The organism is Colwellia sp. F1 (assembly GCF_056238625.1).
This window is the reverse complement of the sequence record NZ_JBWDLI010000016.1, coordinates 1-24,651: the sequence shown is the minus strand read 5'-3', so window position 1 is coordinate 24,651 and position 24,651 is coordinate 1. Positions and strand designations below refer to the sequence as shown.

Annotated in this window: 16 protein-coding genes and 1 riboswitch; of the genes, 5 read left to right on the top strand and 11 right to left on the bottom strand. The window is 40.6% G+C overall.

Annotated elements, in window-relative coordinates; translation table 11 throughout:
* Window positions 1-35: 35 nt before the first annotated feature.
* The 11 genes from AC0UA9_RS14255 to AC0UA9_RS14205 all read right to left on the bottom strand — a co-directional run bounded on the left by AC0UA9_RS14255 (window position 36) and on the right by AC0UA9_RS14205 (window position 18,975).
* Entirely contained in the window at window positions 36-6,929 is a 6,894-nt protein-coding gene (locus tag AC0UA9_RS14255) for a chondroitinase-B domain-containing protein (protein ID WP_475660892.1), read from the bottom strand.
* 935 nt (window positions 6,930-7,864) lie between these two features.
* Window positions 7,865-9,028, bottom strand: coding sequence for a patatin-like phospholipase family protein (locus AC0UA9_RS14250; RefSeq protein WP_475660890.1), 1,164 nt, complete (start codon window positions 9,026-9,028; stop codon window positions 7,865-7,867).
* 222 nt (window positions 9,029-9,250) lie between these two features.
* A complete protein-coding gene (locus AC0UA9_RS14245) occupies window positions 9,251-9,610 on the bottom strand; it encodes a DUF3718 domain-containing protein (protein WP_475660888.1) in 360 nt (119 codons plus the stop codon).
* A gap of 61 nt (window positions 9,611-9,671) precedes the next feature.
* A riboswitch (cyclic di-GMP riboswitch) is annotated at window positions 9,672-9,769 on the bottom strand.
* Between the two features lie 248 nt (window positions 9,770-10,017).
* On the bottom strand, window positions 10,018-10,674 hold the full coding sequence (locus AC0UA9_RS14240; RefSeq protein WP_475660886.1) for a 3-oxoacid CoA-transferase subunit B: 657 nt from the start codon (window positions 10,672-10,674) through the stop codon (window positions 10,018-10,020).
* A 135-nt stretch (window positions 10,675-10,809) separates the two neighbouring features.
* Window positions 10,810-11,508: a CoA transferase subunit A gene (locus AC0UA9_RS14235; RefSeq protein WP_475660885.1), complete on the bottom strand. Its 699-nt coding sequence runs from the start codon at window positions 11,506-11,508 to the stop codon at window positions 10,810-10,812.
* A gap of 95 nt (window positions 11,509-11,603) precedes the next feature.
* Entirely contained in the window at window positions 11,604-12,527 is a 924-nt protein-coding gene (locus AC0UA9_RS14230; RefSeq protein ID WP_475660884.1) for a hydroxymethylglutaryl-CoA lyase, read from the bottom strand.
* Window positions 12,528-12,542: 15 nt separating this feature from the next.
* Window positions 12,543-14,603, bottom strand: a complete 2,061-nt coding sequence (locus tag AC0UA9_RS14225; protein ID WP_475660881.1) for an acetyl/propionyl/methylcrotonyl-CoA carboxylase subunit alpha — start codon at window positions 14,601-14,603, stop codon at window positions 12,543-12,545.
* A 45-nt stretch (window positions 14,604-14,648) separates the two neighbouring features.
* Window positions 14,649-15,440, bottom strand: coding sequence for an enoyl-CoA hydratase/isomerase family protein (locus tag AC0UA9_RS14220; protein ID WP_475660878.1), 792 nt, complete (start codon window positions 15,438-15,440; stop codon window positions 14,649-14,651).
* A 118-nt stretch (window positions 15,441-15,558) separates the two neighbouring features.
* The gene (locus AC0UA9_RS14215) at window positions 15,559-17,166 is read right to left on the bottom strand and encodes a carboxyl transferase domain-containing protein (RefSeq protein WP_475660876.1); all 1,608 of its coding nucleotides are present in this window, start codon (window positions 17,164-17,166) and stop codon (window positions 15,559-15,561) included.
* A gap of 166 nt (window positions 17,167-17,332) precedes the next feature.
* A complete protein-coding gene (locus AC0UA9_RS14210) occupies window positions 17,333-18,502 on the bottom strand; it encodes an isovaleryl-CoA dehydrogenase (protein ID WP_475660874.1) in 1,170 nt (389 codons plus the stop codon).
* A 71-nt stretch (window positions 18,503-18,573) separates the two neighbouring features.
* Window positions 18,574-18,975, bottom strand: a complete 402-nt coding sequence (locus AC0UA9_RS14205; RefSeq protein ID WP_475660870.1) for a MerR family transcriptional regulator — start codon at window positions 18,973-18,975, stop codon at window positions 18,574-18,576.
* A gap of 221 nt (window positions 18,976-19,196) precedes the next feature.
* Between AC0UA9_RS14205 and AC0UA9_RS14200 the strand changes: the two genes are divergently transcribed.
* The 5 genes from AC0UA9_RS14200 to AC0UA9_RS14180 are packed head-to-tail and all read left to right on the top strand — an operon-like array spanning window position 19,197 to window position 24,447.
* The gene (locus tag AC0UA9_RS14200; RefSeq protein ID WP_475660867.1) at window positions 19,197-20,396 is read left to right on the top strand and encodes an acetyl-CoA C-acyltransferase; all 1,200 of its coding nucleotides are present in this window, start codon (window positions 19,197-19,199) and stop codon (window positions 20,394-20,396) included.
* A gap of 27 nt (window positions 20,397-20,423) precedes the next feature.
* The gene (locus tag AC0UA9_RS14195) at window positions 20,424-21,581 is read left to right on the top strand and encodes an acyl-CoA dehydrogenase family protein (protein ID WP_475660865.1); all 1,158 of its coding nucleotides are present in this window, start codon (window positions 20,424-20,426) and stop codon (window positions 21,579-21,581) included.
* Window positions 21,578-22,717 carry an enoyl-CoA hydratase/isomerase family protein gene (locus AC0UA9_RS14190; protein ID WP_475660863.1) on the top strand — a complete coding sequence of 380 codons (1,140 nt, stop codon included), beginning with the start codon at window positions 21,578-21,580 and terminating at the stop codon, window positions 22,715-22,717. Before AC0UA9_RS14195 ends, AC0UA9_RS14190 begins: the two co-directional genes overlap by 4 nt.
* Before the next feature lie 49 nt (window positions 22,718-22,766).
* On the top strand, window positions 22,767-23,663 hold the full coding sequence (gene mmsB, locus AC0UA9_RS14185) for a 3-hydroxyisobutyrate dehydrogenase (protein ID WP_475660861.1): 897 nt from the start codon (window positions 22,767-22,769) through the stop codon (window positions 23,661-23,663).
* Between the two features lie 22 nt (window positions 23,664-23,685).
* Window positions 23,686-24,447 (top strand): SDR family oxidoreductase, encoded by a 762-nt coding sequence (locus AC0UA9_RS14180; RefSeq protein ID WP_475660859.1) that lies wholly within the window; start codon window positions 23,686-23,688, stop codon window positions 24,445-24,447.
* The last annotated feature ends 204 nt before the right edge of the window (window positions 24,448-24,651 follow it).

The window sequence follows — 24,651 nt, the reverse complement described above, 5'->3', positions numbered from 1 at the left end:
CCTAAAGAACAATAGGTTTTATTACATATCAGTGCTTATTCAGCAGCAGCAGACTCCGCTTCTGATAATGGATGCGACACTAGACGAATACTATCAAAAAATGCGCTAGTGCCGTCTTCCGCTGCACCATCAGCCGTTAATGAAACATTATCAACACGCAGCTCATTAGCTTTAGATGAATCACTAGTTAACTTATCAGTATCATTCGAGTCAACAGCTTTATTCTTTATCAGCTGTGGTTTCATGGCAATAGTAATGGTTACCGATGTATTATTAGCTGAATTAATTGCTTGAATGTAACGCTTGAAGCTTTTATCAAGGTTAGCATCAATCAAGTCATCCATGTCTAACTCTAGATCTGTAATCAGTGCGGACTCGTTGCCAACAACATTAACAATAACAGCAGCACCAGCGGCTCTACTTTGTATAAGTAGGTCAAAACCAAAGTCATACTCTTTATTGGTTTCAACAGCAACCGTTTGCGAGATACTTGGACTTGAATTTTCGTGAGCTACGCTGGTATACCGTAGTCTGGCTGAACCAGTACCAGCGGTGCCTGTAGCAGTATCACCAGACGACCCTACAGAGCCTTCATCGCCAATATCCCAGGCATCTAATGATTTATCACCTCTAAAATCAACAAAGTCTGAATCAATTACATATTGAACAGGTAAGCCATCATCAACCATTGCCGTAATGACTGCAGTAGTACCAGCCCCAGAATTAAAGGTTACTGAACTAAAACCGTAACTGTCAGATTGGCGTTCAGCAGCATAGGTTTCACCGCCTACAGTAACTGCTAATTTTGCTGTACCCTTCATAAATGCTGACAAGGTATAGTTAGTATTAGCGTCAATAGTAACTGTTTGCTCTGCGTTAGCCGCATTACTATCGATTTTTAATGATTTGCCACGAGAGAAAACATCCTCAGGCGCTGTTGCTTTAGTGACAATAACGCCACCATTATTTGTCCACCCTGTTAAATCTCCGCTATCAAAGTCATGGTTCGTAATATTAACTTTTTTAACGTAAATTTCACCTGGTGTTGGTGTATAGCCTTTAGGGCCAACATCAGCAGGTGTTAACGGTGATAACATTACATCAGTTGTTAATACTTCATCTGCGCCAGACATCGTTGCTTCTGAACGAACTTGACCGTCCATATCAATTGTAGGCAAGTCAAAACTTCCAACATCAACAACGGCTGCACTTAATGTTGGGCTGGAAAGAGTAGGGCGATATAAGCCATTACTGTCTTTCTCTAGCACAGCATCTTCAAAGCTAAAACCTGTAACTGAGACTACATCATTATCAGCTAATGATTGACCGAACACATAATTGCCGTCATACGTACCTGATGGCATATTCTCACCGTTTGTACGGATAACGGGGCCAATAGCATCGGCGATAACATTGTTAACGAGATAAATACTTGTAGGAGCATTGTTTTTATTACCGCCAGATACATTTAAACTATTGACACTATCAACAATAGTATTATGAGCGATTAAAACGTTTTCTACATCTTGGTAACCATTTTCTGTATCGCCTGAGCCATCACTTGTGGTTAATACAATACCACCGTTCCAGTTTGAACTAAGAAAACGAGCCCCCTCAATGTAGTTGTTCGTTACTGTATGTTCTCCGTCAACTAAACGAATGCCACCTGAGAATGGATTATCGTCTCCAAAGATGAAATTGTTGCTAATATTAGCGCCTTCACCATGTCGACTTACAATAGAACCATTACTGTCGCGTACCGTATTGTTACGAATTATATTGTTCGCTGATTTATTAGAAATTATTTCAGCTTCTCCTTGAATACGTTCAAAATAGTTATTTTCAACAGTTGTGTAGGAGGGGGCTGAATGTGTGGTACTTAATCCTATACGAATTCCTTCATACTCATTATCACTCGCGCCAGCGTAGCCACGGCCAAATGCAGGTGCACGGTCACTAAAGTAGTTGTAATCAATTAGTGCATAATCGGCTGGAAAACCATAAGCATTAAAGTCTTCTTCTGATGTCCATCGGCCAAATACCATTAATGCACCACGAGACTCTTTGCCTGAAAAGTAACTATGATCTACGCGGTTATGGTGTCCATAAAACTCAACCCATTTTGAAGCACTATAGTCACCGTCATCCATATCAATTAATGATACTTCAGTGACACGACAGTAATTACACGCTTCGCCATTTTCAAATTTAATGATAGAGCTGCCTGATTTACCGTCACGTAAAACTAAGCCTTGTATGACAATATGCTCACCACCAATTCTTATGGATGATTCACCACCTGAAATAACAGCACCACCTGAGTTTTCAGCAGCAACTGTAATTGGTTGGTCTGCTGTACCTATAGCTTCAACACGCAATTCAAGTGGGCCAGTATAGTTACCATCAGCTAAACATAGCGTATCACCCGCTGCTAAGTTATCGGCAGCTTCTTCTAATGCTGAAATAGTTGATACTGTTTGAGTACAATTAACTTCAGGCACAGTATCAGCACCCACCAATATTGTGGTGTCGAGGTATTCAGGACCTGTAATAGAAATGGTTATTGCTGCTTGGGTGCCATCTACTGAAAAAATAGGGATAATGTCTATCAGTGGCTCAGAGTTTTCGTCTAATGCTACTACGTCAACATGATCTTTATTTACAGTGTATTGCCACTTGTGTTTGCCATCAATTGTTGCAATTGAGAAAGTTCCGTAAGTTGTGGCTACATTACTTTGGCTTTGGATTTTTTCTTCACCAGCATCTTCATCACTAAACCAAATTTGTATATCTAGTGATCTTTCTGAATTACTAGCAATGCTTTCTGCATAGCCCGTCGTACCGAAGCTAGCATTTGGTTCACTGTTATCAGTTTCACCATCGCCAGTTTCACCATCGCCAGTTTCACCATCACCAGTTTCACCATCACCAGTTTCACCATCACCAGTTTCACCATCACCAGTTTCACCATCGCCAGTTTCACCATCACCAGTTTCACCATCACCAGTTTCACCATCACCAGTTTCACCATCGCCAGTTTCACCATCACCAGTTTCACCATCGCCAGTTTCATTATCGCCAGCTTCGTCGTCAATTACTTTAGTGGTAAATAAATCAGAGTAAACATCATCAATATATATTTTATTGGTTGCGTTACTGTTATCACCGGTATAAATGACTAAGTGTGTTGGGATATTTGTTGCATCTAAACCAGAGTCACTTTGTAGGTAGGTACCAATAACAGTACCATCAATCGTCAGCGTAACATCTGTATCAAGAGCGTTGCTAACATTGGGCGCCCAAGAAATTTCATATTCAACCCAAGAGTCAGGTGTAACAGTTGTTATGTCTGGATCGCTTGAGCCTGCTTCATAGGCAACATTACCTGAGCCACTGACTTTAAACTCAAAGAAGCGGTCAGCATTATTCTTACCCGTACCAATATTAATATAGCTTGATTTTTCACTGACACTATCGACATACATATTAAGCTTAACAGAGCCAGTTCTTGTAGCGCCATCTGAAAATGCTTTAGTTGCGTAGGGTTTGGTAGAAGTTGAGCCATCATGTAGATAGAGGGATTGAGCGCCAGACAGGAACTTTTCATCACTAACCATGGCGACAGTTGTTTCGTCAGTATTGTACGAGTCCCAATCATCAGTAGTACCAATATCAATACCTGAAGTATAGCTTTCAAAATCTTCAGGGAGGGAGACTGTACTATCACCAGTTTCACCATCGCCAGTTTCATTATCGCCAGCTTCGTCGTCAATTACTTTAGTGGTAAATAAATCAGAGTAAACATCATCAATATATATTTTATTGGTTGCGTTACTGTTATCACCGGTATAAATGACTAAGTGTGTTGGGATATTTGTTGCATCTAAACCAGAGTCACTTTGTAGGTAGGTACCAATAACAGTACCATCAATCGTCAGCGTAACATCTGTATCAAGAGCGTTGCTAACATTGGGCGCCCAAGAAATTTCATATTCAACCCAAGAGTCAGGTGTAACAGTTGTTATGTCTGGATCGCTTGAGCCTGCTTCATAGGCAACATTACCTGAGCCACTGACTTTAAACTCAAAGAAGCGGTCAGCATTATTCTTACCCGTACCAATATTAATATAGCTTGATTTTTCACTGACACTATCGACATACATATTAAGCTTAACAGAGCCAGTTCTTGTAGCGCCATCTGAAAATGCTTTAGTTGCGTAGGGTTTGGTAGAAGTTGAGCCATCATGTAGATAGAGGGATTGAGCGCCAGACAGGAACTTTTCATCACTAACCATGGCGACAGTTGTTTCGTCAGTATTGTACGAGTCCCAATCATCAGTAGTACCAATATCCACTCCTGTAGTATAACTTTCAAAGTCTTCGGTAATGGAAATAGTAGCGCCACCCGTTTCATCGCCACTTGCTGTGCCAGTAATAGTCATGGTAACCGTTGCTTGTGCACTATCACCATCAGTCGTGTCTACAGTAAATATATCAACTAACTCAGCACTTTCAGCTAAGCCACTAACACTCTCTGTAGCAAGAGTGTACAGCCACTGACCTTCTGAATTGATATTAAAACTACCATATGAACCTGTAGTATTTATTTGTTCTATAATTTTATCACCGTCAAGGTCTAAAATAGAGAGACTACCGGTAACCATATCATCTTCATTCGTTAGTTCCCCAGTAAAGTCTCCAATTAATGTTGCAGGAGAGTTTAAATTTTGGCTTAACACTTGACTGGCACAGCCAATAACTTTTACTTCTTGTAAATTAGTCCACTCACTATCAAGGCTACGTACAACAGAAATACGCACATATTGAGCTTCAGATTCTGTTACATCAACAGTTTCATACTCTGTAACCGCATTTTGAGTTCCAGTGGTTTGAGCCAACACTGACACCCAAGTAGTGTTATCATTAGATGTTTCAACTTCGTAATTAACTAAGCGGCCTGCGGTATCAGATTTACCCCATAAAAAGCTTAGTTGAGTAATTTTTGTTACTTCAGCAAGCTTAAGTGTAATTGACTCTTTCTCATTCACACCGTCAAGTGTTTGTACTGTCCATGATGTGCTTTCGTCCATGTCAATTGCATTACTACCGAACGCGTTTTTTGATATTTGATAGGCTGAAGCTAATGCGCCGGCAATTGTTTGATTGGTGTTACATTGAACAACACCATCTGAGCCGCCATCTGAACCACCATCTGAGCCGCCATCTGAGCCACCATCTGAGCCGCCATCTGAGCCGCCATCTGAGCCGCCATCTGAGCCACCATCTGAGCCGCCATCTGAGCCACCATCTGAGCCACCATCTGAGCCACCATCTGAGCCACCATCTGAGCCACCCTCTGAGCCACCATCTGAGCCACCATCTGAGCCACCATCTGAGCCGCCATCTGAGCCGCCATCTGAGCCGCCATCTGAGCCGTCATCTGAACCACCGTCTGAGCCACCATCTGAGCCACCATCTGAGCCACCATCTGAGCCACCATCTGAGCCGCCATCTGAGCCGCCATCTGAGCCGCCATCTGAGCCACCGTCTGAGCCGCTATCTGAGCCGCCATCTGAGCCGCCGTCTGAGCCACCGTCTGAGCCGCTATCTGAGCCGCCGTCTGAGCCGCTATCTGAGCCGCCATCTGAGCCGCCGTCTGAGCCACCGTCTGAGCCGCTATCTGAGCCGCCGTCTGAGCCGCCGTCTGAGCCGCCGTCTGAGCCATCAGGGATCACGATGCTATTGGAAAGATCTTGTAATTCTTGCTCTAATTCACCTTGAGCTAAGCCACTCTCAGTTAACTTCACTACTTTGCTTAGTATTACTTCTGCTACCGTTGTCGCATTGCGCGTAATTTCATTAATGTTGCTAGGGTTAGCTGATATACTTTTAACAATAGACGGACTAAGTGCCTGAATCGTTTGCTCTACCGCTGTTAAATCTTTAGTCGTTATTGGTGTTACTGAACCGGCTTGTTCAGCGAGTAATTCTGCTATCAAGGCACTAGAGACTTGCGCATGTAAGCGAGCGCTTTCTAATTGAGTTTCACTTATTTCTGCTGTGGTTGAGTTAAGCTCGCTAAATGCGGCTGCGCTACCATCTGAAATTGCACTTATAATGGCGGAAAAGTTATTGAAATTGTCTTTTGAGAGTGTTTCATTGTTATTACTAATAAAATTTTTAGTGGCATTGGTTATAGCTGTTGCTATTATTTTAACAACATTGCTATTAGCTTTAACCGATGCGTTGACCGCATCATTAATTTTTTCAGTTACGATACCTGCAATTAGTAAGTTTTCGGGAGCTATATCTCCAGTTACCTTTTTAGGAAGAACAGTATTGCTAACGATTAAAGTGGCAACTTCAGCTAGCGAATCATTATCTGTTGCGAGATAGTCAGCTGTAACTTGCTCTGGTGTTAAGCCTAATGACTGGGCAACTACCTGTTTAGCTTGCTCAATGTCATCAGTGTTTACTTCGCCTGTAGTATTTGCGGCAGCGGTCATTGATATTAAAGTTGTGAGTGGTGTTGCTATTTTTTCACCAGGTAAAGAAACTAATTGAAAGGCAGTTTCTTTGGTAAATGGAATTCCATCAGGGTTTTCTTCTGTAATGGTGTCTTCATCGACTGCGCCTGCTGGTATATCTACAACTATTACGGCATTATCTGAGTCAATATCTAAGTCCGTGATAACAATTGTTCCTTTACCGCCAGTCCCTGTGGTAACCGAAGGTTCTCCATCGTCTTTTATGCCATTTCGGTTAATATCAACAAATGCACTTGCGCCGCGGATATAACCATCGATAACGGTAATATCAATGGAGCTGTCAGCAGGGATAGGGATATCACCTGGTGTTGCATCTTTGTCGTCTCCCCCACATGCGCTTAGTGATAATGCTAAGGCAAGCGTAATTAGATTCTTATTCATTATTATATTCCTAATATTTTTTGTGTAGTTGCAATATTTAATGAGAATCAACCAATTTATTTAATTACTACTTTCTTGTTGATTAGCTTTAAATATCTAGCGAGCTAAAATGCTTGCTCGCTTTTATTTTTATTGGTTTTTATTTGTGTTAAGCATTGTTTACTTTGCACCTGTGTTACCAAAAGGCATGCTTACCACCTTATTGGTAATTGTTTTTCTTGTTTGTTGTAATACCGATTTCCAGAGTGCTATCTACCTTTATACAAACTAATTGAGGTAAATACAACCAGATATTTTTTTGTATATATATTATAAGTTAGTTAACTACTCGCTTTTATGTGCCTTAATAAAGCCAATAATAGAAGGGAGGGTTAAACAGAAGATAATTTTATTTGTTTTAGTTGCGTTAGGTTTTTAACTATAAGTTTTTGATTTGTTTGTTTATGTTTTTTAACTTTTGAATAATGAGAGGGTGTTACTTTTTACTTGATATGAATAGTAGTGTTTAAAAGTTTCTTGTTTTAAGTTTTAGAGGTCGTGCCTTTTGGTATTACCTGTTTCTTGCTTGTGTTATTGCCACGTTTGTTTATTGGTAATGGTTATTAGAGGTGTGTGTATTTACTATTCGGGTGGGAGAAAAAACAATATCCATTGCATTAAATTTACTCAATGCTCGAAACATAACTTATTGATACTAAGTTAACTCTCCTTTGTGCACTGTTGCTGCTATGGAGGTTTATTAACAGTGTCAACAATAACTAAAGATCACTAAGGTATTAATTGATAGAGTAACTCAAGAAATTTGCTGTGTTATTAAGCAGTTAACAGCAAATAAGCCTTATGGTGACTCTATTTTTTGAGAACATAGTGCTGATGCATATTTGTCTGGCTAAGAGCGTATCAGTTTGCATAAAGATGTGCCTTTATATGACTCTTTATTCGTATTGATGTAAATTTAAAAAATTCCTAATTTTATTTTCTTGCTCCATTGCGTCCTCGAACCCTAATTTGATTAATTCTCGGCAAAAGTTTTTTTCAAATAATAAGTAACTGATAATACTTGAATCTGCGTCATTGCTAATACCTGCGCTACGCAATAAAAGCCTCACAGGTAAGGGTAAGTCGTTGTAATAGTTAAGCGCGATAGTATTGAAGTCGTGACTGGGGTTAATAATGTAGCTATCAATGTGTTTTAGCCCTTCAATATTTTCTTTTTTACTTTCTGGAATTAGCTTTAAGGTTTTGTTGATGCGATCCATGCGCTCTAGATCGCTACTCATGGTATCTGCAAAAATTGAGTCGAGTAAATGCCCAGCGATGGTTGCGGCGGTAGGTGGGCGAGGGGTATTTTCATTAGCATACACAGCTACTTTGGGTTGCTCTACACCAATAATAAAAATGCGTTTTGCACCTAAGTGAATGGCAGGACTTAGCGGTGATAGTTGGTGGACAGAGCCGTCACCAAAGTGATTCTTTTTTATTTTTACTGAAGGGAATACTAAGGGAATGGCTGCTGATGCCATTAAATGCTCGGTATTAAGTTGTGTCGGTTGTCCGCAGCGTTTGGCCCTACTCCATGGGGTAATGGTGTCATCTGCCTGGTAAAAGCTAATGGAGTTTCCTGTACTATAACTTGATGCCGTGACTGACGTGGCTGATAAGTACCCTTGTAGAATATTATTGTCAATACGCTTGAAGTTCATCACCGAGTTTAAAAGCTGCCTAAGTGGTGTGTTGTTCAATAAACTACGCGGCAATTTATTGGCGTAATCAGCTTGAAAACTCGCCAACATGCCTTTTCCTATATGACCAAAAACACCCCGAGAATTATTATGATAAATTTTGCTCGTATCAAGATTTTTCCATACCCATTCAAGTTTTTTTACCCCTAAATGAAAACATGATGCATAGCAGCCTAAAGCGGTGGTATTTATTGCGCCGGCAGACGTACCACAAAGAATAGGAAAGGGGATGCCGTGGCTCCTAGGGATAAACTTTGTAATAGCAGAAAGGACGCCTACTTGGTAAGCCGCTCGAGCTCCGCCACCGGTTAACACTAAAGCGTTTTTACTGGCAACATAATTGTGTCTTCTTGTCATAACATATTTTCTTAAGTACAGGTGTTAATAGGTTGTCATTAAGTAGTTGATATCACTAGTTAGGGGGTAAGTCTAGTATTAAAATTTAGACAAAAAAAAGTCAGCATAAGCTGACTTTTTAAAATGACATAGAATTATTAACAATTAATCTTCTACTTCTTACCGTTTGCACCTAAAAGATGTAAATAGTATTAAGCAGTGTGCCTAGTTGAAAATAATTTATTAGCTGCTAATGCGTTCATTTGCAGCATCTATCAATGGTTGCGATCCAGTTTGTAAGGCAGCTAAGTTATCAGAAACAACACTCTTTGGTAATCTTCCAATCATCAAAGCGCCTGTTTCAACAGCGCCACTTGCCGAAGCAAACTCTAATAAGTTTTTACCATTACACTGAATACCGTCGAAGATACGACGAATTTTTAGTTTATTCGTCTTTAAAAATGAACGCATGCGTCTCTTGTCGTCAGCAGCTACATACTCACATATACTTTGTGCAATGTTCGAAGCTTGTGCTTTAGGTGTCGATACAGCAGACGTTAATATTAAAACAGTGATGGTAGAAGCTATTAATAATTTTTTCATTTTAGTAACCTTTTATATAAATGGATTATTAAAAGAAAAAACCACGGGATGTACCTATTAACGAGGTAACTCCGCTGCCGTAGATTTTCAACTATTAGAAAACCCCTTAGGCCGGTGGTTTTGCGTAGTACACTTTCGTGAACCTTGCCTTTTCTTTGTCAATAGTAATTATCGCCAATATTGTAAAGAAATGCAACTTTTCACATAAGTTGTTGTAATATTAAACATATAAATTACTATATCCTGCCGTGTAAGGATATAGTAATAACATGTTAAATTTATTGTGTTTTTTGTTTTTGTTACGTAAAAAACAAGGCTGTTTAGTGTGCTTTATTTGAATGTTTTGTGCGTGTGAAATAACGGAAGCAATTTCAGAAAAAATATAAAATCTTTAATCCCTTTAACCTTTAAAATTGCATTTCGGGCGTATTTTCACCTACGACAAGTTCACCTTCTGTTAACGCGATAATTTCTTCTACTGACACACCTGGTGCGCGTTCTAATAAATGAAATTTACCCTGTTTAATTTCGATAAGTGCTAGGTCGGTGAGTACTTTTTTGATACAACCTTTGCCGGTTAAGGGGAGGGTACAGTTATTTAAAAGTTTAGAAATGCCATGTTTTGATGCATGTGTCATAGTAACAATGATGTTATCAGCACCTGCTACAAGGTCCATTGCTCCGCCCATGCCTTTGATTAATTTTCCTGGGATCATATACGAAGCAATATTACCATTTACATCGACTTCAAAAGCACCAAGGACTGTGAGGTCAACATGGCCACCACGAATCATGGCAAATGAATCTGCAGAGCTAAATAGTGAAGCGCCTGTTGCCATAGTAACAGTTTGTTTGCCGGCGTTAATTAAATCGGCATCTATTTCGTCTTCGGTTGGAAATTGCCCCATTCCTAGCAGGCCATTTTCAGATTGTAGCATCACCTCGATACCTTCAGGGATATAGTTAGCAACGAGTGTAGGAATGCCTATACCTAAATTTACGTAGTAACCATCTTGAAGTTCTTGGGCAACACGTTGTGCAAGTTGTTCTCTTGATAGAGCCATTGTTAATCTCCTTTGCTGTCGTTAGTTAAGTACCATTGATGTACTAATACCCTAGGTTAGTGTTTTAGCTAACCCCATAATTAGGTGATGGTATTAAACTGGTAGCCAGCGTAATTGTTATTTTTAGTATGAGTCTTATGAACGAATAGTGCGTTGTTCTATGCGCTTTTCGAATGTGCCTAAAATTAAACGATCGACATATATGCCGGGTGTATGAATTTGATCTGGGTCTAACTCGCCAGGTTCAACAATTTCTTCTACTTCAACCACGGTAATTTTTCCAGCAGTGGCAGCCATAGGATTAAAGTTACGGGCAGTTTTTCTATAAACTAAGTTGCCATATCGATCGGCTTTCCATGCTTTTACAATGGCGAAATCACCGGTAATTGCTTCTTCTAAAATATAATCTCGGCCATTAAATTGGCGCTCATCTTTACCTTCAGCAACGGGGGTGCCGACACCTGTAGCGGTATAAAACGCGGGGATTCCTGCACCACCGGCACGCATTTTCTCGGCTAGTGTCCCTTGCGGTGTCAATTCAACCTCTAATTCACCGGCCATCATTTGTCGTTCAAATTCAGCATTTTCTCCGACATATGAAGCAATAATTTTTTTTATTTGGCGCTCAGGAAGTAAAATTCCTAAGCCAAAATCATCAACGCCGCAGTTATTGGATACTAACGTTAAACCTTTTGTGCCTTTGCGCTTGATTTCATTAATTAAGTTCTCAGGAATTCCGCATAAACCAAACCCCCCTGCGATAACAGTCATGTTATCGGTTAGCCCAGCCATTGCTTCGTCATAACTAGACACTACTTTGTCAAATCCTGCCATTATATTATCCTCAATGTTTGTACTTGTTTGTTCGTTGCTTATTATTTTTTATATAAAATAATAAGCACTTTTATTTGAGCTGTAGTTAACTGTTGTTAGCGCTTATTAGCTAGGTAAGCATTTGATACTTTTGATATAGGTGCTCTGCCAAGCTTATCGCTGATAAACCAACCTGCTTCAAGTAATTGCGTAAAGTCTATGCCTGTTTCAATATTTAAACCATTGAGCATGTACACAAGATCTTCAGTGGCTACATTGCCTGACGCACCCTTAGCATAAGGGCAACCACCTAAGCCTGCAATAGCACTATCGACGACCTTAATTCCCATTTGCAGGGCAGTGTAGATATTCGTTAATGCTTGTCCATAAGTGTCATGAAAGTGGACTGCTAATTTATTTATTGGGATGTGAGCGTTAACGGCTTGTATCATGCTAGTTACCTGTGCGGGCGTACCCACACCAATCGTGTCTCCCAGGGATATCTCATAACAACCCATTTCGTATAGCTTTTTAGCAACATTAGCAACTTGAGTAGGCGTTACCTCGCCTTCGTAAGGGCAGCCTAAGGTACAAGACACATAACCACGCACCTTAATGTTTTTTTGTTTGGCAACCGTCATTATGGGAGCAAATCGCGCAAGGCTTTCTTCAATGGTACAGTTAATGTTTTTTTGACTAAAGCTTTCAGATGCAGCGCCAAAAATAGCCACTTCGTCTGCATTGGCTATCATTGCCCCGTTAAAACCATGCATGTTGGGAGTTAGCGCTGCATAAGTGACACCATTTTTCCGGGTTAACTTTTCAAACACTTCGCTTGAGGTTGCCATTTGTGGCACCCATTTAGGGGAAACAAAACTACCGCTTTCTATGTAGTTAATCCCAGCATCAGCAAGCTTTTCTATTAGCGCTATTTTATCATTTGTATTAATAAGAGTCGCTTCGTTTTGCAGGCCATCTCTTGGGCCAACTTCAACTATTTTAACCTTATTAGGTAGCAGAAGGGGGAAGGTATTACGCATGCTTACACCTTATCGTTAGCTGTGGTTACGGTTGATGCTGTCTGATGATTTACTGTTGTCTTGCTGACAAAAAGTCAATAACGCTACGCCACCGTCAATTTTTTCACCCGCCTGAAAAAAAACCTCACTAATGGTGCCATTGTTTGGTGCTTTAATGGTATGTTCCATTTTCATGGCTTCCATAATAGCAAGTGACTGGCCTTTACTGACAGTGTCGCCAGTTTTCACTAATACCCTAACGATAGTGCCATTCATTGGGGCGGTTAAACCACCATGATGACTATCACTTTCGTGTTGGCCACAATCAGGTAATACATGGCTAAAATCAAAAACACCATTATTTCGGTATAAACGAATATTGTTTTTAATAAGGCTAACGGTGGTTTTACTGCGATGACCATTAATAGTGGTAGAGATAAACTCCTTATTTAAGTTTGCTTGGCAATTAACGTTTTCATTATTGATACTAATGTTATAGCAAGTCTCATTACCTTGTAGTGTTTGTGCAACTTTAACGGTATATTCAATATTATGGTGCGCTATTATAAAGGTATGCAACTGAGCATCATTTAAGCGCCAAGCATTTGCATGGTGCCAAGGTGAGTGTGGGTCATTGTTTTGTTGAGCACTTGCTTTACTTCTTTTGTGCGCTTTTGCTTGCATGTTAAGTAGTAAATACAAAGCGGCAATGGCTAATTCGTCTTGCAAACGCTGTGTTTTATTATGAAAAATAAGATCATTGTTTTTTTCAATAAAGCGCGTATCAATGTCTTTTTCAATAAAGGGCTTTGATGTAGCTAACTTATAAAGAAAATCAATATTTGTGACAACGCCATGTATTCGGTATTCGCTCAATGCTTTACTTAAACGTTGTAATGCTTTGTCACGGTTTTCATCCCATACAATTAGCTTTGCAATCATAGGGTCGTAGTAAACACTAACCTCATCCCCTTGACGGACGCCTGTATCAATTCGAACATGTTCACTTTCAATAGGAGTTTGTAGTAAGCGTAATTTACCTGTTGCAGGTAAAAAATCGTTGTTAGGATCTTCAGCGTATATCCTAGCTTCAAAGGCATGCCCGTTGAGCACAAGTTGTTGTTGATTTTTAGGTAGTTTTTCACCTGCAGCAACACGTAATTGCCATTCTACTAAATCTTGGCCGCTGATCATCTCAGTAACGGGGTGTTCTACTTGTAAACGGGTGTTCATTTCCATAAAGTAGAAAGCACCATCTACGTCAAGTAAAAACTCAACCGTACCAGCTCCTTGGTAGCCAATCGCCTGTGCTGATTTAATTGCTGCCTCACCCATTTTTGCTCGAAGCTCTTCACTCATATCAAAGGCGGGAGCCTCTTCAATTACCTTTTGGTGCCGGCGTTGTACTGAGCAATCTCGTTCAAATAAGTAGACTGCATTTTGATGATTATCACAAAATACTTGAATTTCAACATGACGAGGCTGCGTTAAGTATTTTTCTACTAACATGGTATCGTCGCCAAAAGATGACATGGCCTCACGCTTTGCTGCGGCTAAGCCTTCGTCAAACTCTGCTTCACTCCATAGCTGGCGCATTCCTTTACCGCCACCACCTGCAGTAGCTTTTAATAATACAGGGTAGCCCATATCATCGGCAGCCTTTTTAATAACATCGCTTGTTTGGTCAGCGCCGTGATAGCCCGGCACTAAGGGAACATTGGCTTTTTCCATGATGTTTTTGGCGGCAGACTTTGAACCCATCGCCTCTATTGCGCCAGCAGGTGGGCCGATAAAAATAATATTGTGCGCAGCACAAGCTCTGCAAAATTCTGCATTTTCTGATAAAAAGCCATAACCGGGATGAATTGCTTGCGCGCCAGTTTGTAAGGCTGCAGCGATAACCTTGTCGCCTAAAAGGTAACTCTCACGCGCGGGTGAAGGGCCAAGATAAATAGCTTCGTCTGCCATCTGCACATGCACAGCCTCTTTATCGGCATCGGAGTAAACAGCGACGGTTAACACGCCCATTTTTCGAGCTGTTTTTATAATGCGGCAGGCGATTTCACCACGGTTAGCAATTAATATTTTATCAAACATCTTTTATTTCCTAGAATGCGTTTACAGGTGCTAGTCATGCTTTTGTTATTGCCAGTTTGGCGAACGTTTTTCAAAAAAAGCGCTTAAACCTTCTTGGCCTTCACTTGATACGCGGATAGTGGCGATACGTTCACTTGTATCTGCTAGCAAGGCATCATTGATTTTGTTAAATGCGATTTCTTGGCAAAGTTTTTTTGCTTGCCTTCTTGCTTGACTACCGTTGGTTAGTAAAGTTGCTATCATGTTATTCACAGTATCGTTTAACTGGTGGGGTTCAATCACTTCATCGACTAACCCAAGTTGCAGGGCTTTATCACTAAAGAATCGTTCTGCGGTTTGAAAGTAGCGTCTACTGGCTTTTAAGCCGATTGCTGCAATTACATAAGGGCTGATAGTGGCAGGGATTAAGCCGAGTTTCACTTCACTTAAACAAAAACTTGCTTTGGTGCTAGCTATTACTATATCGCAACAGCTGGCTAAGCCAACCGCACCACCAAACGCAGCCCCTTGAATTTTAGCTATGGTCGTTTGTGGTAGAAAATTCAACGCTTTTAACATTTGAGCTAAGGCATTAGCATCGTTTAAGTTATCTTCATAAGAGTAACTTGCCATCCGTTTCATCCAGCCTAAGTCAGCACCAGCACTAAAGCTTTTACCGTTTGAGGCTAACACCATAATGCTGACGTTATCACGTTTGCTAAGGTCATTAAAAATAGTGGTTAATTGTTTAATAATGTCATCGTCAAACGCATTGTGCTTGTCGGGGTTATTTAAAGTAACGGTTGCAACTCCTTGTTCGTTTACTTCAAATAAAATTTTTTCGTCATTTATAGCCATAATTTGCATCCATAACCTGTGTCCACAATATCAACCTGACTTTTGTTTATATACGTTTTCTATTGGCTTAACAGACAGCCAAAATTAATGTGTAAACTAAAGTTCATAGGCTAAAATCTTACATTCTAAAGACACCAAATTTGGTATCTTCAATCGGTTTATTTAATGAAGCTGAAATAGCTAAACCTAATACTTGCCGTGTATCTGCAGGGTCGATTATGCCATCATCCCATAATCTCGCTGACGCATAATATGGGTGACCTTGGTGTTCGTAATCATCAATAATGGGCTGCTTAAAGGCTTGCTCGTCAGCTTCACTCCAGCTTTCACCAAGTTTTTCTTTTTTATCACGGGTCACTTGTGCCATTACACCGGCAGCTTGTTCGCCGCCCATGACTGAAATACGGGCATTTGGCCACATAAATAAGAAGCGAGGGTCGTAGGCTCGGCCACACATGCCGTAATTACCAGCGCCAAAGCTTCCACCAATTAATACCGTAAACTTAGGTACTTGTGCAGTAGCCACTGCGGTCACCATTTTTGCGCCATGCTTGGCGATACCGCCTGACTCATATTGTTTGCCGACCATAAAACCTGTGATGTTTTGTAAAAACACCAATGGGATTTTTCGTTGGGCACACAATTGAATAAAATGAGCGCCTTTTTCTGCCGACTCGCCAAATAACACGCCGTTATTAGCGACCATACCAACAGGGTAGCCGTAGATGTTTGCAAAACCGCACACTAAGGTGCTGCCATAAAGGGCTTTAAATTCATTAAATTCACTGGCATCAACAATCCGAGCGATCACTTCACGAACATCATAGGGTTGACGGGTATCTTTTGGAATAATGCCGTAGATATCGTTACTAGGGTATTCAGGTGCTTGAACTTCTTGAAAGTTAAGCTCTATGTTTTTAACACGGTTTAAATTTTTAACAGCGCAGCGGGCTATCTTAAGTGCATGGTGATCGTTTTGCGCATAATGGTCGGTAACACCCGATGTACGACAGTGCACATCTGCGCCGCCTAAGTCTTCCGCGGTTACTACTTCACCCGTTGCTGCTTTTACTAAAGGAGGGCCAGCTAAGAATATTGTGCCTTGTTCTTTAACAATAATAGACTCATCTGCCATGGCAGGTACATATGCGCCACCAGCTGTACATGAACCCATGACCACGGCTATTTGTGGAATGTTTTTAGCCGACATGTTTGCTTGGTTAAAGAAAATACGACCAAAGTGCTCTTTGTCAGGAAATACATCGTCTTGGTTAGGTAAATTAGCACCACCAGAGTCAACAAGATAAATACAAGGGAGGTTATTTTCTTGTGCAATGGCTTGTGCTCTTAAATGTTTTTTTACGGTTAAGGGATAATAAGTACCGCCTTTTACCGTTGCGTCATTGGCAACAATAACACATTCTTGGCCGCTCACTCGGCCAATGCCGGTAATTATACCCGCACTTGGCACAGTATCTTGGTAAACCTGGTAGGCAGCTAATTGCGAAAATTCTAAAAAAGCAGAGCCATCATCTAAGAGGGCATTAACTCTGTCTCTGGGTAGTAATTTACCGCGGCTAAGGTGGCGCTCACGCGCATGTTCGCCACCACCAAGTTTTATTTTATCAAGCTTGTTATGTAAATCATCAACCTGCGATTTCATATATGCAGCGTTATCTAAAAAGTCTTGACTGCGTGTGTTAATTTTTGAAATGATCTTAGCCACGGGAGATCCTATTGTCGTTAGTAGTTTTCTTTAAAAAATCAGTTGAATACCTAATGTTTTAGTTTAAAACTAGTTATTATAAATACAGGTAATAACGCGGCGTTGATGATAGCCATTAAGTATTATTTGACACAGTCATTGAGTTAACTAGCAATAAAATAAATTGTTACTTTGACTCATTGAATAACTCACGTCCTATCAGCATTCTGCGGATCTCTGAGGTGCCTGCGCCAATTTCATAAAGCTTGGCATCACGTAATAAACGCCCCGCAGGAAACTCATTGATATAGCCATTACCACCTAATAATTGAATGGTATCAAGTGCCATTTTTGTTGCTAACTCCGCAGCATATAAAATAACGGCGGCAGAATCTTTACGAGTAGTTTCATCGCGATCACATGCAGCAGCAACCATGTAAGCGTATGATTTAGCGGCATTCATCTGTGTGTACATATCAGCAACTTTCCCTTGTACTAATTGAAACTCACCAATTGACTGCCCAAATTGTTTTCGGTCGTGAATATAAGGGACAACTAAGTCCATACAAGCATCCATAATACCTAACGATCCCCCTGATAGAACAACGCGCTCATAATCTAAACCAGACATTAATACACGAACACCTTTACCTTCTTGGCCTAAAATGTTTTCGGCCGGTACTTCACAGTCTTGAAAAACCAGTTCACAAGTGTTTGAGCCACGCATTCCCAGTTTGTCGAGTTTTTGATGGCGAGAAAAACCAGGGTAGTCACGCTCTACAATAAAAGCGGTAATGCCTTTTGACCCCGCGCTCGTATCGGTTTTAGCGTAAATAACAAAAACGTCAGCATCAGGACCATTGGTTATCCACATTTTATTACCATTTAAAATATATTTGTCACCTTGTTTATCTGCGCTAAGTTTCATGCTGACAACATCGCTACCGGCATTAGGCTCGCTCATTGCTAATGCACCAATATGTTCGCCCGTGCAAAGCTTGGGTAAATATTTTAATTTTTGCTCATGCGAACCGTTTTTACGCAGTTGATTTAAACATAAGTTCGACATCGCTCCATAACTTAAACCAACCGAAGCAGAGGCTCGAGAAATTTCTTGCATCGCAACAATATGTTCCAAATAACCTAAACCAGAGCCACCGTATTCTTCTTCAACTGTCATCCCTAATAGACCCATATCGCCAAATTTTCGCCATAAATCGCTAGGGAATTCATTGTCGATGTCAATTTGTGCTGCCCGCGGGGCTATTTCCTCACGCACAAAAGCATTGACTTGATCGCGGATCATATCGACAGTTTCGCCTAAATTAAAATTAAGTGAGTTAAAGGGAGAAATCATGATAGATCCTTTTATTTAATGAGGTTAACTATAGTTGTTACTTGCGATAAATAGTGTCAATTATTGGTTTTTTATTGCGTTAGTTTAGTCAGTATGGCTTGACAATTATCTTCTAAATCATTGAGCTCGATTAGTACCGCATTAATGTCATCAAGTTGTTGCTTTAAATCATTTTTTTTCTGTGAAATTAACGTCATCATACTTGATAACTGTTTGGCGCTAGATTTGTCAGCGTCGTAAAGTTCAAAGAGGCGTCCGGTTTCAGCCAGGGAAAAACCTAAACGTTTACCACGTAATATAAGTTTAAGCCTAACCTTGTCTCTTTGGTTGTAGACACGGGTTTGCCCTTTTCGTGTTGGGCTAATAAGCCCTTGGTCTTCATAAAACCGAATACTACGCGTAGTTATGTCAAATGTTTTCGATAATTCACTAATAGAGTACTGTGCTTGTTTTACTTTATTTTTTATGTCCATTATTGATCTTGTTAACAATGAATGTAATGATGAAGTAATTCTACCTGAAGTTTACGTAAACGTAAAGTTTATATTCAGAGAGTTTAGTGTAACAAACTCATTACAAACCGAATAAAATTGGCGAGACTAGCACTAAAGTTTACGTTGGCGTAAACCCTGTGTTGATGTAGTCTATTTGGCAAATAGTATTTAAAACACCTTATTTTATTTTGGAGAATATCATGTCATCAAGTGACCCTATCGTCATTGTTTCAGCAGTAAGAACCCCAATGGGCGGCTTTAGCGGCTGTTTTGCCAATGTGACAGCGCCTGATCTAGGCGCTGCTGCAATTAAAGCGGCTGTTGCTCAAGCAACATTAGACAGTGCTCATGTTGATGAAGTGATTATGGGCTGTGTTTTACCTGCAGGCTTAAAGCAAGCGCCAGCAAGGCAAGCCGCGATTGCAGCAGGTTTAGACTTATCCACTGTATGTACTACTATTAATAAGGTTTGTGGTTCAGGTATGAAAGCTGCAATGCAAGCACATGATGCTTTACTTGCGGGCTCAATTGACGTTGCGGTAGCTGGTGGAATGGAAAGTATGAGTAATGCGCCTTACCTTTTACCAAAAGCTAGAGCGGGTATGCGTATGGGGCATGGTCAAGTGCTCGATCATATGATGCTTGATGGTTTAGAAAATGCTTACGATGGTGTTTCAATGGGATGTTTTGCCCAAGATACAGCCGATAAAGCCGGTTTTAGTCGTGAAACTATGGATGAATTTGCTATTCGCTCTTTATCTCGTGCCAACGCAGCGATTGAGTCAGGCGCTTTTAAAAACGAAATTACACCCGTTACGGTAACAAGTAGACGTGGTGATACTGTTATTGATACAGACGAACAACCCGCTAATGCTCGGCCAGACAAAATCCCCTCATTACGCGCAGCCTTTAAAAAAGATGGCACGATAACCGCGGCTAATTCAAGCTCAATTTCTGATGGCGCTGCAGCACTTGTTATGATGAAACTGTCAACGGCAAAAGAGCAGGGCTTAACACCACTTTGTAAAGTGGTGGCGCATGCAACACATGCACAAAAACCTGCTGAATTTACCGTCGCGCCAGTAGGGGCAATGAATAAAGTATTAGCTAAAGCAGGTTGGCGTGCAGCAGATGTTGATTTATTTGAAATAAATGAAGCTTTTGCCATGGTTACCATGCTTGCCGTTAAAGAAATGAATTTAGACATAAATAAGGTCAATATTCATGGTGGCGCTTGTGCGTTAGGGCACCCATTAGGCGCAAGTGGCGCACGCATTATGGTTACACTCATTCATGCTCTAAAAAGTAAAGCCCCAACCGATGGTACTAAGCCAAAAGGCGTTGCTGCTTTATGTATAGGTGGTGGTGAAGCAACAGCGATTGCGTTAGAACTACTGTAGTTGATTTGTAAAAATAAGAGAATAAAAATGAATTTTGACTTAACACAAGATCAGCAAATGTTTGCTGACACCGCGAAACAATTTAGTGATACCGAACTATTGCCTAATGCGGCGAAATGGGATCAATACCACACGTTTCCTAAGGAGGTCATTGCTAAAGCCGGTGAGTTAGGGTTTTGTGCTTTGTACACCCCCGAAGTGGCGGGCGGTTTGCAGTTAAGTCGCTTAGATTCATCTATTATTTTTGAGCAATTAGCTATGGGGTGCACAGCAACAACCGCGATGATGACTATTCATAATATGGCTACCTGGATGATAGCAACCTGGGGTAAAAACGTTGTTAAAGATGCCTGGTGTCCCGCTTTAGTTACCGGTGAAAAGCTCGCTTCATATTGCTTAACTGAGCCTAGCTCTGGCTCAGATGCTGCTTCATTAAGAACATCGGCGACAAAAGACGGTGATTATTATCTTGTTAATGGTTCAAAAGTGTTTATTTCAGGTGCTGGCGCTACTGACGTTTTAGTGGTGATGGTCAGAACGGGTGAGGCAGGAGCTAAAGGTATATCAGCCTTGGCCATACCTGCTAACCTAGAGGGGATTATCTATGGTAAAGCCGAAGAAAAACTTGGCTGGAATGCTCAACCTACTCGTCAAATCACCTTTGATAATGTAAAAGTGCCTATAGAAAACTTACTAGGTAATGAAGGTGAAGGTTTTTCAATGGCCATGAAAGGGCTTGATGGCGGCCGTATTAACATTGCTTCCTGCTCAATTGGTACTGCGCAACAAGCATTAAATGTTGCTACGGCGTATATGAAAGAGCGGGAACAGTTTGGTAAACCGATTGCCGCTTTTCAAGGTTTGCAGTTTAAACTAGCTGATATGGCAACAGAGTTAGTCGCAGCTCGCCAATTAGTGCGTTTAGCCGCTTATAAGTTAGACCAAAATGATGCTGAAGTAACTGCATATTGCGCGATGGCAAAGCGTTTTGCAACAGATATTGGCTTTGAAGTTTGTGACGCCGCGTTACAAATTCATGGTGGTTATGGATACATTAAAGAATTCCCATTAGAGCGACATTTCAGAGATGTACGGGTGCACCAAATTTTAGAGGGTACTAATGAAATTATGCGAGTTATTATTGCTCGGCGTTTATTAACAGAAGGAGCAGGTAAATTAATATGAATAATGTCGTACTTTTTCAGGAGCTTGATTGTGCCAATGGCAAAAAAATTGCCGTTGCAACACTCAACTCGCCCCGGTCATTGAATGCACTTAGTGCAGACATGATCGACTTACTCTACCCGCAATTACAACGCTGGCAAACACAAAGTGATATAGTTGCTGTTTTTTTACAGGGTGAAGGACAAAAGGCGTTTTGCGCAGGTGGTGATATTGTTCACATGTATCAAGCTATGAAGAGCACCGAAACGGGTAAAAATATCGATGGTTACGCCCCTGAGTTAGAAGAGTATTTTGCGAAAGAATATCAATTAGATTACCTAATCCATACATTTACTAAACCTTTTATTGTGTGGGGAGATGGCATTGTAATGGGGGGGGGACTTGGGTTAATGGTAGGGGGGAGTCACCGCATAGTGACAGAAAAATCGCGTATTGCTATGCCAGAAATTAGTATCGGTCTTTATCCAGATGTTGGAGGAAGTTACTTCTTAAACCGTACTCCAGAGAATACAGGCTTATTCCTTGCAATGACTGGAGCATCAATTAATGCCGCGGATGCTAAGTATGCTAATTTAGCTGACTACTTTATTGTAAATAAAAATAAAGAGTTACTACTTGAACAGCTGGTTCAATTAGACTGGCAGAAGTCGGTAAAGACTAACCATGAAAAAATTTCTAATCTATTAATACACTTTGAACAAGATGCAATAGAAAGTCTCCCTCAAAGTAAATTAATAGAACATAACGCACTGATTAAACAAGTGACTAGCTTTAACACTTTAACTGAAATAGTTGATGCTATTTTAACGGCCAGCTGTCAAGACAAGTGGTTTAACCGAGCGCAACAGTCCCTTAAACACGGCAGTGCATTAAGCGCTTCAATTGCATATCAGCAATTAGAATATGGAAAATCACTATCTTTGGCTGATTGCTTTCGCATGGAATTAAATTTGTCAGTGAAATCAGGGCAATTCGGAGAATTCGTTGAAGGAGTGAGGGCGTTACTGATTGATAAAGATAATGCTCCTCAGTGGCACTTTCCGTCAGTAGCAGCAGTTGATAAAAACGTTATCAACTGGTTTTTTGAGCCTAAGTGGGCACCAGCACAACATCCATTAGCGCGTATAGAATATTGATGTATTTAGCGAAAGGCGGTAAAGAATAACAATATAAGAGGGGTAACTAATGGCGAATATTGCATTTATAGGCTTAGGAAATATGGGCGGTCCAATGGCCATTAACTTGGTTAAAGCCGGACACCAAGTTTGTGTGTTTGATTTATCAACAGCAGCAGTAACGCAATTAGTCGAACAAGGGGCTAGTACTAAAGCAAGTGCGTTAGACTGCGTTAAAAACACTCAATTTATTATCTCTATGTTACCTGCAGGTAAGCATGTCGAAGAAGTGTATTTATCAGAAAAAACAGGGCTATTACATCATATTACTCAAGGCAGTATAGTGATTGACTCATCAACAATCGATGCAGAAACATCGCGTAAAGTAGCAATAGCCTTAGCGGAGCAAGGGATTGGCTTTGTTGACGCACCTGTATCGGGTGGTGTTGGTGGAGCAATTGCTGGCACGTTAAGTTTTATGGTTGGCGCTAGTGATAAAGAGTTTCATCAAGTAACGCCTATTTTAAGTGCAATGGGAAAAAATATTTTTCATGCGGGTGAGCACGGCGCTGGGCAGGTTGCAAAAGTATGCAACAATATGTTGTTGTCAGTATTAATGGTGGGTACCAGTGAAGCGATACAGCTAGGGCTAGCAAATGGCTTAGATGCAAAAGTACTATCAAACATTATGAGTAACAGTTCAGGCAGTAATTGGACCTTAGATGTTTACAACCCATGCCCAGGTGTAATGGATAACGTTCCCTCTTCCAATAATTATCAAAGTGGCTTTATGGTTGATCTCATGGCAAAAGACTTAGGTTTAGCTATGGATACCGCTATTAGTAGTCACTCATCCACCCCGATGGGAGCACTAGCACGCAACTTATACGCTATGCACGCCGCCGCTGGTAATGGTAGCAAAGATTTTTCTAGCATATTTGACCTTTTTAACAAGTCTAAACAATAAAAAACCTTGCAAAGAGAATATTATGAATCTAACAAACAAAACGATTGTCATTACCGGTGGTGGGCAGGGGCTTGGTCGTACAATGGCAATCGACTTTGCTAAAAGCGGTGCCAATATTGCGATAATTGATCTTAATGAAACACTATTACAAGAAACGGCGCAGCTGATCGAGTCCGTAGGCGGCAAAGTTAAATATTACATAGCGAATGTCAGTATTGAGGCGAACGTTGAAAATACCTTTAAAAAAATTAATAGTGACTTTGCGGGTATTGATGGCTTGATTAACAATGCCGGTATATTACGTGATGGTATGTTTGTGAAAGCTAAAGACGGAGTAGTCAGTAAAAAAATGTCATTGAAGCAATTTCAATCAGTGATAGACGTTAATTTAACAGGCGTATTTTTATGTGGCCGAGAAGCTGCAGTCCACATGATTGAGTCAAATAGAAAAGGTGTTATTGTTAATATGTCATCGATCGCTCGCGCTGGAAATATTGGACAAACTAATTATGCTGCAGCAAAAGCAGGTGTAGTAGCGATGACTACAACCTGGGCCAGGGAACTTGGTCGACACGGCATCCGAGTAGGAGCAATAGCACCCGGCGTCATTCGTACTGCCATGACAGACGCAATGAAGCCAGAAATGCGTGATAGATTAGAGAAAATGAAACCAGTGGGGCGCCTAGGAGAGGCTGATGAAATAGCCCATACGGCAAAATACATTTTTGAAAATGAATTTTTTACCGGCCGAGTCATAGAAATAGATGGTGGTCTTTGTATGTAAAGTTGTATCGCTTGCGTTTTTTATAATCAATGTGAACGCTGATTGTATACGGTTTGAACACTTAAAGAGTATTTGATAAAAAAAGTGAATTAAATTGAAATTTACGCTTGACCTCTAACGATAACTCTATACAATGCGCTCCAGTTCCAAGGGGTTCAGCCAAAAAGCTTAATCAACAGGACGTTTTAATAAGTTATCTTAGTG